Annotated in this window: 13 protein-coding genes; 12 read left to right on the top strand and 1 reads right to left on the bottom strand. The window is 37.9% G+C overall.

The features are described 5' to 3' along the window. Positions 1-107 precede the first annotated feature (107 nt). The 11 genes from bamA to M0Q46_03125 are packed head-to-tail and all read left to right on the top strand — an operon-like array spanning position 108 to position 12,349. A complete protein-coding gene (gene bamA / locus M0Q46_03075; protein MCK9582591.1) occupies positions 108-2,372 on the top strand; it encodes an outer membrane protein assembly factor BamA in 2,265 nt (754 codons plus the stop codon). Beyond that, positions 2,372-3,115, top strand: a complete 744-nt coding sequence (locus tag M0Q46_03080; protein ID MCK9582592.1) for an OmpH family outer membrane protein — start codon at positions 2,372-2,374, stop codon at positions 3,113-3,115. Before bamA ends, M0Q46_03080 begins: the two co-directional genes overlap by 1 nt. 1 nt (position 3,116) lies before the next feature. After that, positions 3,117-4,127 carry a UDP-3-O-(3-hydroxymyristoyl)glucosamine N-acyltransferase gene (gene lpxD / locus M0Q46_03085; protein MCK9582593.1) on the top strand — a complete coding sequence of 337 codons (1,011 nt, stop codon included), beginning with the start codon at positions 3,117-3,119 and terminating at the stop codon, positions 4,125-4,127. A gap of 10 nt (positions 4,128-4,137) precedes the next feature. Next, positions 4,138-4,974, top strand: coding sequence for a UDP-3-O-acyl-N-acetylglucosamine deacetylase (gene lpxC / locus M0Q46_03090; protein ID MCK9582594.1), 837 nt, complete (start codon positions 4,138-4,140; stop codon positions 4,972-4,974). 25 nt (positions 4,975-4,999) lie between these two features. Next, complete coding sequence (gene fabZ / locus M0Q46_03095) at positions 5,000-5,479, top strand: 3-hydroxyacyl-ACP dehydratase FabZ (GenBank protein MCK9582595.1); 480 nt, start codon at positions 5,000-5,002, stop codon at positions 5,477-5,479. Further along, positions 5,479-6,270 carry an acyl-ACP--UDP-N-acetylglucosamine O-acyltransferase gene (gene lpxA, locus M0Q46_03100; protein ID MCK9582596.1) on the top strand — a complete coding sequence of 264 codons (792 nt, stop codon included), beginning with the start codon at positions 5,479-5,481 and terminating at the stop codon, positions 6,268-6,270. The genes fabZ and lpxA overlap by 1 nt, the downstream gene beginning before the upstream one ends. A gap of 1 nt (position 6,271) precedes the next feature. Further along, positions 6,272-7,072, top strand: coding sequence for a UDP-2,3-diacylglucosamine diphosphatase LpxI (lpxI, locus tag M0Q46_03105; protein MCK9582597.1), 801 nt, complete (start codon positions 6,272-6,274; stop codon positions 7,070-7,072). Next, entirely contained in the window at positions 7,069-7,998 is a 930-nt protein-coding gene (locus M0Q46_03110) for a Gfo/Idh/MocA family oxidoreductase (GenBank protein ID MCK9582598.1), read from the top strand. The genes lpxI and M0Q46_03110 overlap by 4 nt, the downstream gene beginning before the upstream one ends. A gap of 17 nt (positions 7,999-8,015) precedes the next feature. Further along, the gene (lpxB, locus tag M0Q46_03115) at positions 8,016-9,125 is read left to right on the top strand and encodes a lipid-A-disaccharide synthase (GenBank protein MCK9582599.1); all 1,110 of its coding nucleotides are present in this window, start codon (positions 8,016-8,018) and stop codon (positions 9,123-9,125) included. Next, positions 9,126-10,901, top strand: coding sequence for a lipid A export permease/ATP-binding protein MsbA (gene msbA, locus M0Q46_03120; GenBank protein ID MCK9582600.1), 1,776 nt, complete (start codon positions 9,126-9,128; stop codon positions 10,899-10,901). Further along, positions 10,901-12,349, top strand: coding sequence for a RelA/SpoT family protein (locus tag M0Q46_03125; GenBank protein ID MCK9582601.1), 1,449 nt, complete (start codon positions 10,901-10,903; stop codon positions 12,347-12,349). Before msbA ends, M0Q46_03125 begins: the two co-directional genes overlap by 1 nt. A 5-nt stretch (positions 12,350-12,354) precedes the next feature. On the opposite strand, the gene rpmB is transcribed toward M0Q46_03125, so the two are convergent. Continuing rightward, entirely contained in the window at positions 12,355-12,549 is a 195-nt protein-coding gene (gene rpmB / locus M0Q46_03130) for a 50S ribosomal protein L28 (protein ID MCK9582602.1), read from the bottom strand. A 70-nt stretch (positions 12,550-12,619) separates the two neighbouring features. On the opposite strand from rpmB, the gene recG reads away from it, so the two are divergent. Continuing rightward, positions 12,620-14,713 (top strand): ATP-dependent DNA helicase RecG, encoded by a 2,094-nt coding sequence (gene recG, locus M0Q46_03135; protein ID MCK9582603.1) that lies wholly within the window; start codon positions 12,620-12,622, stop codon positions 14,711-14,713. Positions 14,714-14,923: the final 210 nt, after the last annotated feature.

Here is a 14,923-nt window from a genome sequence, read left to right on the forward strand (position 1 = left end):
AACTTAAGTTCTGTTTTTTTTGTCAAAGCAACAAGGTAAACAATCCCTGTTTGCCTTGTTGTTAAATAATTGCCTTAATAGGCAATAAAAAGGTACAATTACTCATTATGAAAATTATGAAACTGGTCATTACAGCGGTGTTTGTGGTATTAGTTAGCTCAACCTTTGTTATTGCAAAAGATGATTTGAATCAACTTAAAATTACTTCTGTTGACATAACAGGTACAATTAACACAAAAGCTAAAAGTTTGAAAGGTGAACTGAAATCCAAGGTTGGCAGGGTTTTATCACAAGACGATGCAACGCAAGATGTACAAACGCTACTTGGGTCTGGGAGTTTTGAGTCGGCTGAAGTAAGCATTGATACCGAAACTAGCAGAGTTGTTTTTACAGTTAAAGAAAAGCCTTTTTTACAAAAAATTGTTATAAAAGGTAACAAAAAAGTATCAACCGGCAAAATTAAAGAAGAGATAACCATCAAAGAAAAGGAATACTTTGACGCATCTTTTTTAGAAGAGTCAAAGAGTAAAATATTAAAGCTATATTATGAAAAAGGTTATGCCGATGTTAAACTTGAAGTTTACCAGGCAACAGATGAAAAAACAAATAAACTTACAGTAACATTTCTTCTTACAGAGGGAAACCAAATACTAATAGGTGATGTGAAGCTGGAAGGAGTAAGGGTATATAAAGAAAAAAAGTTGCTAGGACTAATGAAAACGAAGAAAAAAAAGGTTTATAACATTGACACATTATTAGAAGACACTGCACAGATAACAAGTTTTTATAGAAACAATGGATACACACAGGCATCTGTAGGCGATCCATATATAACCTACAACTCTTCTCGCACGGCAATGTTCATCTCGCTTAAAGTAAGCGAAGGTATGCGTTATAAAGTTGGAGATATAACTTTTAGTGGTAACAATATGATTTCTACCGATGAGTTGAAAAAGTCAGTGACTTTAAAAAACGGGGAGATATACAAGGAAGAAAAATTTCAAGAAAGCCGTGGCGCAATAATGGAAATATATTCTGATAAGGGTTATTTACACTCTTTAATAAAACCAAATTTTATACCAGATGAAGAGACAGGTCGTATGAATATATCTTTTGATATTGAAGAAGGGGATGTTGTTTATCTTGGTAGAATTTATGTGGATGGCCTTACTCAAACGAAAGAAATTGTAATTTCTCGCGAGATGTTGCTAAAAGAGGGTGATGTTTTATCTGCATCAAAGGTAAGGCGTAGTGTTGAAAAAATTTACAATTTAGGTTTTATTGATTCAGTTGAGCCTGAAATTCAGCCTACAGAAAAACCAGATGTTATGGATTTATCACTTAATGTTGCTGAAGGCCGGCCAGGTATGCTTTCGGCAGGTGCCGGATATTCTTCAATTGATCAATTTGTAGGTACATTTCAGGTACAACATATGAACCTTTTGGGCAGGGCACAAAAACTTAATCTTTTATGGGAGTTTGGAGCAACGAAACAAAACTATGAAATCAGCTGGACAGAACCATGGTTTTTAAATAAACCAATGAGTTTGGGTCTTAGTATATTTAATACAGATAGGTTGCTCCCTTATGGAACTCTTACCGGTGCATACAGAGAAGGCAGAAAGGGTGGAAGCGTTGGTTTAGGACCGCGCTTAAATGACTATTTGGGTCTTCTATTCACTTATACTTACGAGGATGTTTCGGTTTTTGATGTAGACTCATCTATACTTGCTTCTGTAGCGCCAACGCGCGATATAACATCAAGTTTGACATCTCAAGTTAGCTATGACACCAGAGATAATTATTTTGATGCATCCAGAGGTTCAAGAAATTCATTATCTGTTCAGCTTGCAGGTGGTCCATTGGGTGGAAGTGTTAACTTTATAAAACCTACAATTAAAAGTTCATGGTTCTTCCCTACTTTTTGGAAGTTTGTTTTATCATTTAACGGAACTGTGTCTCTTGTAGAAAACTTTAGCCCCTCATTAGATGTGCCTATATATGAGCGTTTTTACATTGGTGGTGCCGATTCGGTGCGTGGTTATCAATACAGAACTGAAATTGGTCCGACCAATGGCGGCAAGTTATTATCGGCGTTTAATGTTGAATATAAGTTCCCGATTGTACAGGAAAAAAAGAAAACAATGCTTCAGGGAGTATTTTTTGCGGATATGGGCGGCTGTTGGGACAATCCGGGAGACTTTACCTTTAATATCGGCAGTGGTAATTTTGATATGAAAACCGGCGTTGGTTTTGGAATTCGTTTTACAACACCGGTATTTCCTCTTCGTCTTGACTGGGGTTACGGCTTAAACCATAAAACCGGTGAAGAGGTAAGCCAGTTTTACTTTACAATTGGAAATATTTTTTAATGATTAACTTTAAAAAATACATTTTTATTTTCGTTATTCTGCTGTTTTGCGCAAGTATGTCTTTTGCGCTAACTATAAATGTTGATGGGCAGACTCAGGTATTGGATAATTCAAAAGATGCAGATAAAAGTGCCGCTGTTTCATTGCCTAAAATTGCTTATGTTGATATGGAGAGGGCTTTTGTGGAACATCCGCTTAGCAGTCGCTCAAAAGAAGAATTTACCGTAGAGGTTGAAAAACGCAAAGATGAGTTGCTTGCCATGGAAAACGAGCTTTTAAAGTTACAGAGTAATTTGGTAGCTAAGGAAGCCGAAATAAAAGACGCACAAGACAAAATGAACCTATTAAGCACTGAATCGCCTGTAATAGAAAGCACATCTTCATTATCATCTATAAGAGCGAGTACATCAACAGCTTCTTCATTATCCTCAGAAAAAATGACTGAACTTCTCAAATCAACAGAGGAAGAAGTAAAAATAAAACAAAGTGAGTATAACGCAATTTCAATAAACATAGAAAAGAAAAGAGCAGAAATTGCCGATAAAAACAAAAAGAATAAAGATGAACTTTGCACACTTGAAGAGTGTAAAAGCGCAGAAGTTTTAAAAGATATTTTTCAAATAATAAATAAAGTTGCGCAAGATGAGGGAATTTCAATGATTATTGATAAAAATGATATTCTTTTTGCTCAACCATATCAAGATATAACTGATAAAGTATTAGACCGTATGAGAGGCCGTTAAAATGCGCTTAAGTTCACTTGAGGTATCACAAATTCTTGCGGGCGAACTAGTAGGTAATGCTAATGTTATTTTAACAGGGGCTGCGGGTTTAGAGCAAGCCGCGGCAAGCGATATATCGTTTGTTTCAAACCCCAAATATTTAAAGCTTCAACAAACAACTAAGGCAGGGCTTCTTTTAGTAAGCTTTAAACCCGATAGTATTAGCACCCCGTATGTGTTAGTTAAAAATACTTACCTTGCATTTGCCAAAATACTTTCTATTATTGAAAAAGAAAATAAAGTAAATCCACCGATTGGTGTGCATAATAGCGCGGTTGTTTATAACAATGTTACTTTAGACCCGTCTGCAAGCATTGGCCCAAATTGTGTTATTGAAAGTGGTGCCTTCGTTGGTGCAAATACAATTATTAAAGCAAATGTTTACATAGGTCAAAATGTAAAAATTGGTTCTGATTGTTTAATATATCCAAATGTTACAGTGCGAGAGAGAGTTACCTTAGGCAATAACGTTATAATTCATTGTGGCGCTGTGATTGGTTCCGACGGTTTTGGTTTTGTGCCTGGTGCTAAGGGGCACTTTAAAATTCCTCAAATCGGCACAGTTGAAATTGGGGACAATGTTTCAATTGGCGCAAATGTTACCATTGACCGCGCCACAACTGATAAAACAATTATTGGCAGTGGAACAAAGATAGATAATTTGGTGCAAATAGCTCACAATGTACAAATTGGGCAAAATTGTTTTATTGTAGCCCAGTCGGGCATTGCTGGTTCTACTAAAATTGGCAATGGGGTAACTGTGGCTGCACAAGCTGGAGTTGTTGGGCATATTAATATTGGCGATGGTGCTACAATAGCTGCACAAGCTGGCGTGATATCAGATGTTGCTTCAGGTGAAGTTGTTTCGGGTTTTCCGGCAAGGCCACATAGGGAAACTTTAAAAACATATGCAATAATGCGGAAATTGCCTGATATTTATGAAAAATTAAAAAAACTAATTAAAAATACGTAAAAAGGGAATAATGTTAAGGCAGCGAACAATTAAGAAAACGGTATCATTGAAAGGTATTGGCCTTCACACAGGCAACATAAGCAAAATAACATTTGTGCCTGCGAAGGAAAACTCAGGTATTAAATTTGTCAGAACCGATCTGCCCGGCGCTCCAAGTATTCAGGCGGATTTTAAAAATGTAACGGTTGCTGTAAGGGGCACTACAATCGCCAGTGGCGAGGCAAAAGTGCACACAGTTGAACATGTGCTTGCCGTTTGTAGCGCATTTGGAATAAACAATTTAGAAATTCACTTAACAAATAATGAACCGCCTGTAATGGATGGGAGCGCAAAACCATTTTGCGACCTGATATTAGCCGCCGGCATAGAAGAGTTTGCCACAGAACAAAATTACATTAAATTAACCGCTCCAATAAGCTATAAAAGCGGTGAAACGCTAATTACAGCTGAGCCATGCGATAAATTTATAATTGATTGTACAATAGGCTACAAACACCCTTTTCTTACTCACCAACAGGCATGTTTTGAAATAACTCAGGATACCTTTATTAAAGAACTTTCCAGCGCGCGTACATTTTGTTTTGACTACGAAATAGAGGCATTGCGTGCCAATGGGCTTGCCAAAGGCGGAGATTTAATGAATGCCATTGTTATTGGCTTTAACGGCATCCGTAATACCGATAAAACACTTAGGTTCCAAGATGAATTTGTGCGTCATAAAATTCTTGACCTAATTGGTGACTTGTCTTTATTGGCAAGGCCGCTTAAGGCAAAAATAACCGCAGTTAAATGTGGACACAACCACAATATAAACTTTGCCGCTGAAATTGCAAAAACATTGCGGTAGAAATCTTCAGGGAAAAAGGGGAAAAATGGAAAACACACAAGAAAAACAAAATTTAACTGGTGGAACAGTTTTAGATATAATTGCAATACAAAAAACTATTCCGCATCGTTACCCATTTTTAATGATTGATAAAGTTGTTATAGTTGAAGAAGTAAAAAGGGCAATAGGTTATAAATGTGTAAGCGGCAATGAAAATTTTTTTCAGGGGCACTTTCCTGGCCAGCCAATAATGCCTGGTGTATTGATTATTGAAGCAATGGCTCAAACTTCTTGTGTTCTTTTTCTTTCAAGGCCAGATTTAAAAAATAAACTGGCGTATTTTATGGCAATAGATGCGGTAAAGTTTAGACGGCCTGTAGTACCTGGTGATATGCTTGAACTAAGGGTTGAGGTTTTGCGTGCAAGAGACCGTGGCGGCAAAATTCGCGGCGAGGCGTATGTAAATGGAAACTTAACTACAGAAGCAGAATTTATGTTTGTCATAGTTGATAAAGAGGGCAAATAATGATTCATAAAACTGCAATAATACACCCAAATGCAAAAATTGAAGACGGAGTTGAAATAGGTCCGTACGCATTTATTGGTGATAGAACTGAAATAAAGAGAGGCACTGTAATTGGCGCGCACGCGTTTGTTGAGTCGGCAAAAATTGGCAATAATTGCAAAATATTCAACTCTGCCTCAGTTGGTTCGGCCCCTCAAGATTTGAAGTACAAAAATGAAGAGACCACCATAATTATTGGCGATAACACAACAGTGCGCGAATTTTGCACGCTTAACAGGGGTACAACAAGCAGTAATAAAACCGTTATCGGTTCAAATTGCCTTTTAATGGCATACACACATATAGCGCACGACTGCGTAGTTGGCAACGGGGTAATTTTTGCAAATTGTGCTACACTTGGCGGCCATGTTGAGGTTGGTGATAATGCAATTTTAGGTGGAATTGTTGCGGTGCATCAGTTTTGTAAAATTGGGAAATATGTAATGATTGGCGGCGGCTCAATGGTTGCGCAAGACATTATTCCATTTGCTCAGGCCAATGGTAATAGAGTCCACCTTATGGGGCTTAATCTTGTAGGGCTAAAAAGGCATGGTTTTTCAAAAGAAAGCATAGAAGAGATAAAATCGGCATATCGCACATTGTTTTCGTCTGGCTTAACACTAAACGAGGCGCTTGACCAAATTGAAGCTGGCTTTAGTGGAAACGAGGTAAAAGAAATTGTGTCATTTATAAAAAATTCAAAACGCGGCATTTGTCGCCCATCGCATTCTGAGCAGACAGAAGAGTTATAAAATGGATAGAGTTGGTATAATTGCCGGAAATGGCAGATTCCCTATTATTCTCGCAAAAGAAATAACTAAAAAAGGCGATATACCTGTTATTGCCGCCCTTAAAGAAGAAGCCGACCCACAGCTTGAAATTCTTTGCCAGTCGTTTCAATGGCTGGCGCTTGGCAAACTTCAACAAATAATCAATTACTTTAAAGCTGAAAATGTAACAAATGTTATAATGGCCGGGCAGGTAAAGCATCGCCAGCTTTTTGCGGGCCTGTCACTTGATTTACGCGCCATCAAACTTCTTGCAGGCCTTGTAAACAAAAAGGCCGACTCAATACTTTCCGCCGTTGCAAATGAACTTCAAAAAGACGGTATAACTCTTCTGCCATCACACACATATCTCCAGCAATTGCTTGCCACAAAAGGTCAACTTAGCGGCGAAAGAATATCAAAAGAAGAAATGATAGATGCTGAGTTTGGTTTTAATATTGCAAAACAGACAGGGGCCATTGATATTGGGCAGACTGTTGTTGTTAAAGATAAAACAATTGTGGCTGTAGAGGCCATGGAAGGCACCGATGAGTGCATAAAAAGAGCCGCATCATTAGCAGGTGAAGGATTCGTAGTTGTAAAAGTTTCCAAGCCCAATCAGGATATGCGTTTTGACATACCTGTAATAGGCATTAACACAATAAAAACTTTATCTGAGACAAAAGCAGGCATAATAGTCATAGAAGCAGGCGCAACACTTATGATAGACAAAGAAGAAGTTATTGCAATGGCTAATGAAAAAGGGATAAAAATTTACGCATTATGAAAATTAAAACAGCGGTAATAGGTGTTGGCTCGTTAGGTAAGCACCATGCCAGAATACTTTCAACGCACCCGATGTCTGAGCTAATAGGTGTTGTTGATGCAGATAAAAAACGCGCAGAGGCAATAGCTAAAGATTGTAATTGCGCGTACTATGAAAATTACTCGTCAATACTTTCAACTGCTCAAGCGGTTGTTATCGCAGTTCCAACGCCGTTTCACTATAAAATCGCTAAAGATTTAATATCCGCAGGAATTCACTGCCTTGTAGAAAAACCATTCACCGAAACTGTTGAAGAAGCTGAGGAGTTAATTACCTTGGCAAGAGACAAAAATATAGTTGTGCAAGTTGGCCTTGTGGAACGCTTTAACCCTGCAATTGCCGCGGCATTGCCATACATAACAAATCCTCGTTTTGTTGAAGTTAACCGCCTTGGGCCTTACGACCCAAGAACCTCTCACATAGGTGTTGTTTTGGACTTAATGATACACGACATAGACATATTATTGTATATGTTAAAAGATAAGGTTGTGGGTTTAGACGCTTATGGGGCAAAAGTTCTTTCCGATAATGAAGATATTGTAAAAGTGCGCTTAAAATTTTCAAAGGGCTGTGTTGCGGATATATCGGCAAGCAGGGTATCACTTGAAAGGTTTCGTAAAATAAGGGTTTTTCAAAATGACTCATATATCTCTGTTGATTATATTGGCAGAACATTAAAGATTTATAAAAAGAAAAAAGAAAAAATAACCTCGTTGTTGGATATAGATGTAATAAAGCCGAAAATAGAACAAGGCGAGCCGCTTTACTTTGAGCTTACAAACTTTTTGCAATCGGCAATTGAAGGCAAAAAACCATTGGTAACAGGTGAGCACGGCCGTGATGCTCTTGAAATTGCCTTGGAAATTAGAAAAAACATAAAGTTTTAATTTTCTTTACTCACAAAATGAAAAAAACATTTTTAATAATAGCAGGTGACCGTTCTGGTGATATGCATGCGGCAAACCTGGCGATCGCAATAAAAAAAAGCTCATCTCAAATTGATATTTTGGCTTTAGGCGGCGATAATTTAAAAGCTGTTTCTGATAAATTTCTTTACAATCTGGTTTCTATTGAAGGTTTTGGTTTCTCAAGTGCGTTGTTTAAATATTTTGCGCTTAGAAAAATATTTTTAAAGAATGTAGTTGCAAATTTGGATAGTGGTAATGTTGGCGCGGTTATTTTGGTGGATTATTATGGTTTTAATATATTTGTAGCGCGTGCCGCAAAAAAAAGAAATATACCGGTTTATTACTATATATGCCCTCAGGTTTGGGCAAGCCGCAAGGGCCGCATAAATCAGCTTAAAAAAAATGTCACAAAAATGCTACTTACATTGCCTTTTGAACGAGAACTTTATGCAAATGCAGGGATAAATTTTACTTTTGTAGGCCACCCCATTATAGATATATTGCCCAATGAAAACTATGCGAAGTTATCTGGGTGTGAGCCGGTTGTTATTGGTTTATTTCCTGGCAGCAGAAAAAACACTGTAATCAAGCACATCAAACTTCTTGAAAATGCAGCACAAGAAATTTCAAAACATATAAACGCAAAGTTTAAACTTTTTTTACCTGATGAACAGTGTTTATCTTTATTAAGCAAAAGCTCACTTTTAGAGCCGGTAATAGGTTCAGATTATAGTGCAAGAAAGGGTTTATCTGTTGCCTTGTCGGTTTCAGGTACCGTCTGCTTGGAAAATTCTTTACTTGGAATTCCATCGGTTATATTTTATAAGTTATCAAAGTTTAATTATCTGATAGCTAAAATGCTTGTAAAAACAAAATTTATTGCAATGCCAAACATACTTCTTGGCAGGCAGTTGCTGCCAGAACTGATACAAGAAAATGCAACAGTACACAACCTTAGCAAGGCCACATTGGATATGCTTGCAAATAAAGATAATTGGCAAAATATAAATAAAGCATTGCTTGGATTGCGCGGTATTCTTGGCAGCGGCGGTGTTGCAAAATATGCCGCGAAAGAAATTTTAAATGATGTGCTAAAGGGCAAATAAATGATTATAAAACAGATAAAATCTACTATTGAAACAATGAAGCAATTTGTTTCGTCATTAGCGCCATTTAAGCGTTTATTAGTTTATTTAAAACCATATAAGTCACGCTTTTTGACTGCCCTGCTTTGCATGATGGTTTTTTCTGCTCTAAATGGTGCTACTATGTGGCTTGTCAAATTGGTTGTAGATAAGATATTTGTCGGCCATAATTTACAAATGCTTTATATGATAGTTCTTGCAATACCCGCCATTTTCTTACTTAAAGGCATTGCAATGTATGGGCAAAATTATCTTATGTTTTATATAACCCAAAATGTAATGCTGAAAATAAGAAATAATTTATTTAGCCGAATAGTTTATTTGTCGCACGAATTTTATTCAAGAAACTCGTCCGCAAAGTTAATGTCGCGCCTTACAAACGATGTTAGTGTGTTGCAAAATGCTCTTTTTCAGGTTCCGCCAAGCATAATTAGAGACGGGCTCACAGTTATTGTAATGATTGGAGTGCTTTTTTATTTAAACTGGCAGTTTGCAATTATTGCCGTAATTATATTCCCTATTGCCGCAATACCACTTTCACAATTTGCAAAAAAAATGCGCAGCGCTTCGCGTGATAGTCAAAAACAAGTCGCGGAAATTTACGGCGTGCTTCAAGAAGCGTTAACGGGCATAGGCGTTATTAAAGCTTTTACCAATGAAAAATATGAAAAAGAACGCTACGCTGCTGAAAATGAAAAATATTACCATATGCAGCAGCGCTTTATTCGTGTAGATGCGCGCTCAAGCCCAATTATGGAGTTTCTCGGCGCCCTTGGAGTGGCGTTTATTATATGGTATGGCGCAAATGATGTAATAAAAGGTGTTTGGACTGCCGGTTCATTTTTTGCGTTTATGACGGCAGCTTTTTCTGTTTACCAGCCGCTTAAAAACTTTGCCCAATCAAACTCGCTAATTCAACAGGCCATTTCAGGTGCCGAAAGAATATTTGACCTGCTTGACCAAAAGCCGACCATAATAGACGCTGATAATGCCGTTGAACTTGACGGTTTTAAATCACAAATTAAGTACAGCGGGGTTTCTTTCTCTTACCCGGAAAAAGAGAGTACAATTGAAGATTTTAATTTAGAAATTAAATACGGAGAGGCAATCGCTCTTGTAGGCCCGTCGGGTTCTGGTAAAACTACAATTGCCAGCTTGTTGCTGCGTTTTTACGACCCATCAAAAGGCGAAATATCCATTGACGGCAAAAACATAAAAAACATCACGCTTAAGTCGCTTCGTGCGCAAATAGGGATAGTTACACAAGATGTGTTTTTATTTAACGACACCGTAAGGCACAACATTGCTTATGGCAAGCTTAGCGCAACTCAAGACGAGGTTGTTTCTGCCGCAAAAGCCGCCAATGCGCATACATTTATAGAAAACCTTCCTAATGGCTACGATACAATAATTGGTGAACGAGGTATGCGCCTTTCTGGCGGTGAGCGTCAAAGGTTGTCAATTGCCAGGGCTGTATTAAAAAATCCGCCTATTTTAGTGTTAGATGAGGCAACCAGCGCGTTAGACGCCGAATCGGAAAAGCTTGTGCAAGATGCTCTTGAACGCCTAATGCAAAATAGAACGGTAATAATAATTGCGCATCGTTTATCAACCGTTATAAAATCAGACAGAATTATTGTGCTTGATAAGGGCAAAATAATTGAAAGCGGCGCCCATAGTGAACTTTTGGCAAAAGACGGTATATACACAAAATTACACAACTTACAACTCCTTTAATGTTTGAAAAACTTTTACCACTCTTAAAAACTTACCTGTCAGAAACTGACATAGCAAAAATTAAAAAAGCATATGAGTTTTCCCAAAAAGCGCACCAGCACCAAATTAGGGCTTCAGGTGATGCTTTTTTTACGCATTGTGTCGCGGTTGCGCAATTAACTGTCGACATTAAATTAGACGCAGAAACAATAATTGCGGCGTTATTGCACGATGTGTTAGAGGACACTCAAACAAGCCACGATGTAATTGCAAACGAGTTTGGACATGAGGTGCTTTTAATAGTGGAAGGGGTAACAAAAATTGACTCATACCACTTCCCTGACCCTGTAAAAGCACAGGCAGAAAACTGGCGCAAAATGTTGCTTGCGATTACTAAAGATATTCGTGTTATTTTGGTAAAGCTCGCCGATAGATTGCATAATATGCGAACCATAAAACACCTGAGCGAAGAAAAACAAATTATAATTGCCGATGAATCAATAAATTTATATGCTCCGTTTGCGCACCGCCTTGGTATACATAAGTGGAAAAATGAGTTAGAAGATTTGTCATTTGAAGTGCTTCAGCCGCTTAAGTATGCGCAAATAAAAGAGCTTATGGCTCAGAGCAAAGAAGCCGATATAAAAAATTTAGAGCTCTGGAGAAACGAAATATTGCAAAAAATATCTCCAAGCCAAATTCCATTCACACTTACCGCAAGGCCAAAAAATATATATGGAATTTATGAGAAAATGGACCGCCAAAGCAAAAACTTTGATGAAATAAAAGACCTGATTGGTTTAAGATTAATAACAAATACCGTAGCCAACTGTTATGGATTGCTTGGGCTTGTTCAAACTCATTTTAAGCCGGTTGCCGGCTCATTTAATGACTACATAGCAAAACCAAAGGGGAATATGTATCAATCACTTCATATATCTGTGCAAGGCCCCAATGCCTCTGAGGCAGAGTTGCAAATACGCACCGAAGAAATGCACAACAGAGACGAGTACGGTATTGCGGCGCATTGGCGCTATAAAGAAAAATCAAAAGATGTCGCCTTAAGGGGTTCTTTGTATATTGAAGAAAAACTTGATTGGTTAAAGCAGATTATGGAGTGGCAGTTAGAGCTTAAAGACCCTCATGAGTTTATGAGCACATTAAAGCTTGAGTGTACATTTGAGCAGGTATTTGTATTTTCTCCAAAGGGTATGGTTATAAAACTTCCCGCTGGAGCAACACCGTTAGATTTTGCTTACGGTGTGCACAGCGAAATTGGAGACCATTGTTACGGGGCGAAAGTTGGTTTAAAGCTTGTACCGCTTTCTTACAAGCTTAAAAGTGGGGATATTTGCGAAATATTGACGAGAAAAAATAACTCGCCTAGCCCAGGATGGCTGGACTTGGCGGTTACTGCTAGAGCAAAATCAAAAATAAGAAAGTATTTAAGAGAAAATAAAAAGGTATGAGTTACTTAAGCAGGTCTTACAATTGTGCCGGGTTTTTTCAGGCATTTCATGCAAACCAACTCTCTTTTTGTTACTCCGTCAACAACGATTCTTTGTTTCTGTAAGTTTGGGTTAAAAACGCGGTTGGTTCTCATATTGGAATGGCTTACAGTTTTACCGGCTGAAGGGCCTTTACCACAAATGGTACACTTAAATGACATTTTTCCTCCAAAATCAATTAATTTCGCAGTGAGTTTACAAAATTTGTAATCATATTTCAAGCATAATAAAATGAACAATTTACAAACATCGGTTCGCTACATTAAAGGCATAGGCCCCAAACGGGAAAAACTGCTTGCAAAGCTCGGTCTTATTACCGTGCGAGACCTTTTGTTTTACTTACCTCGTCGTTACATAAACAGAACAATTATAATGTCAATTGCCAGTGTTTTGCCCCCATGTGAAGTTACTATAAAGGGCAAAGTGTTAGCAAGAGATGTGAAAAGATTAAGCAAATCGTTAACCCTTTTTAAAGCGGCAATATCTGACGGAACAGGTATTGCTTATTGCGTGTTTTTCAGAAAGGCCGGCCTGTATCAAAAACACAATCCATTTGACGGACTTTTAAAGGATTTTGAAGTAGGTCAAGATGTGCTTGTTTATGGCAGTTGTGGTTTTACTCAAGGCGAAAAACAGGTAAGCGTAATTGAATATGCCCCATGTATTGACCAGCAAAAACAAAAAGATTTTTTGGGCATAATTCCTGTGTATCCACTTAGCGATGGGGTTTCTTCAAAGTTAATGCGTGATGTTATAAAACAAATAACTCCCGCAGTTGCGAGCGTGCAAGAAACATTGCCGTCTAAAATATTAAACGAGAATTCGCTTATGGGAATAAAAGACGCATTACATCAAATACATTTTCCTGAAAGTGAATTAAATGCCGAAGATGCACGCAAACGCCTTGCCTTTGATGAAGTGTTATCAATGTTGCTGGCCCTTGGGCAATTTAAAAAGAATGTTGAAAGTGTACCTAAAATACATAATTATGAATTAAAGAAAACGCTTCTCACTAAATTTAAAGAAAAGTTGAAATTTAATTTTACCCTGGCGCAAAAAAAAGCAATAAACCAAATTTTCGCCGATATGCTTTCAAAGCGTCCAATGAACCGTTTGCTTGTGGGCGATGTTGGTTGTGGCAAAACAGTTGTAGCGCTTAGCGCAATGTTGTTGGCGATAGAAAATGGAAATAAGGCGGCATTGCTTGCCCCAACGGAAATACTTGCCCAGCAACACAAACTAACAATTGATTCAATGCTCAATGGGCTTGGTGTAAAAAGTGTGTTGCTAACCTCGGCAAGTTTAGGAAGCACAAAAAAAAGAGCCCAATTGATGGAAGAAATAAATTCTGGTGGTGCCGATATTATCATAGGTACCCATGCCATATTGGAAGGCAATGTTGAAATTCCAAAACTTTCTATGGCTGTTATAGATGAACAACATCGTTTTGGTGTAATGCAGCGTTCAACTATGCGCAAGAAAGGGTCAACAATTGATATGCTTGTAATGAGCGCCACCCCAATACCGCGCACAGTTGCTTTAACCCTCTATGCCGACTTGGATTTAACTATAATAGACCAAATGCCTCCCGGGCGAATACCAATTGCAACCTATAACCTAAACCCGCAAAGCGCGTATGAGGTTGTAATAAAAGAGCTTGCGGCTGGCCGTCAGGCATACATTGTATATCCCCTAATAGAAGAAACAGAAAAATTAGATTTAAAAGCCGCAATAAAAGAATATGAGAAACTTTCTAAAACACTATTCGTTAAATATAAAACAGCATTATTGCATGGGCAATTAAGCGCGGATGAAAAGCAAGCTGTTATGGATAGTTTTAAGGCAAATAAAACTCAATTACTATTTTGTACAACTGTTATAGAGGTTGGGATAGATGTTCCAAATGCCACTGTAATGGTAATTGAGCATGCCGAACGCTTTGGGCTTGCTACATTGCACCAACTGCGTGGCAGAGTTGGCAGGGGAAAAGATAAGTCGTACTGTCTGCTTATTTCAAAAGCGAAAACAGACGATGCAAGAAGAAGAATAAAAATTATGCTTTCAACCAATGATGGTTTTGTAATTGCTCAGGAAGATTTTAAGCTTCGCGGTTTTGGGGAACTTTTTGGCACATTACAGCACGGCTCACCTGTGTTTTCGGCATTAAACCCATTTACTGACAGCGCAATAATTGAGCTCGCAAAAAACATATCGGTTTCAATACTTATAAGCCAAAGTTGGGAGAGTGGCAAAGAGTATTCTGTATTAAGAAACAGGGTGTTTTCGCTTTATGCTCAAAAGCTTGAACTTCCCAAAATTGGTTGACACTATAACCTTAAACCCAAATTTTGCAAACCTATTGCAAAGTTTGGGTTAAAATGAGAAAATCATACAAAGTTAGTCATTCTCGTTCATCATTGCTTGTTATTGCAGTTCAGGTGTGTCCAGTTTTGGTAGCATGTTGCATTGATCGGTCATTTTTAGCTTTGAAAATGTTTTTGATGTCATTGCGGTGAAAACCGCAATCCAGTTTAA

The organism is Endomicrobiales bacterium, from assembly GCA_023228045.1.
GTDB lineage: Bacteria > Elusimicrobiota > Endomicrobiia > Endomicrobiales > JALOBY01 > JALOBY01.

What these genes read in the sequence shown, in the direction of transcription:
- bamA (MCK9582591.1), top strand. Translation starts at nt 108, where the DNA reads ATGAAAATTATGAAACTGGTCATTACAGCGGTGTTTGTGGTATTAGTT.
- M0Q46_03080 (MCK9582592.1), top strand. Translation starts at nt 2,372, where the DNA reads ATGATTAACTTTAAAAAATACATTTTTATTTTCGTTATTCTGCTGTTT.
- lpxD (MCK9582593.1), top strand. Translation starts at nt 3,117, where the DNA reads ATGCGCTTAAGTTCACTTGAGGTATCACAAATTCTTGCGGGCGAACTA.
- lpxC (MCK9582594.1), top strand. Translation starts at nt 4,138, where the DNA reads ATGTTAAGGCAGCGAACAATTAAGAAAACGGTATCATTGAAAGGTATT.
- fabZ (MCK9582595.1), top strand. Translation starts at nt 5,000, where the DNA reads ATGGAAAACACACAAGAAAAACAAAATTTAACTGGTGGAACAGTTTTA.
- lpxA (MCK9582596.1), top strand. Translation starts at nt 5,479, where the DNA reads ATGATTCATAAAACTGCAATAATACACCCAAATGCAAAAATTGAAGAC.
- lpxI (MCK9582597.1), top strand. Translation starts at nt 6,272, where the DNA reads ATGGATAGAGTTGGTATAATTGCCGGAAATGGCAGATTCCCTATTATT.
- M0Q46_03110 (MCK9582598.1), top strand. Translation starts at nt 7,069, where the DNA reads ATGAAAATTAAAACAGCGGTAATAGGTGTTGGCTCGTTAGGTAAGCAC.
- lpxB (MCK9582599.1), top strand. Translation starts at nt 8,016, where the DNA reads ATGAAAAAAACATTTTTAATAATAGCAGGTGACCGTTCTGGTGATATG.
- msbA (MCK9582600.1), top strand. Translation starts at nt 9,126, where the DNA reads ATGATTATAAAACAGATAAAATCTACTATTGAAACAATGAAGCAATTT.
- M0Q46_03125 (MCK9582601.1), top strand. Translation starts at nt 10,901, where the DNA reads ATGTTTGAAAAACTTTTACCACTCTTAAAAACTTACCTGTCAGAAACT.
- rpmB (MCK9582602.1), bottom strand. Translation starts at nt 12,549, where the DNA reads ATGTCATTTAAGTGTACCATTTGTGGTAAAGGCCCTTCAGCCGGTAAA.
- recG (MCK9582603.1), top strand. Translation starts at nt 12,620, where the DNA reads ATGAACAATTTACAAACATCGGTTCGCTACATTAAAGGCATAGGCCCC.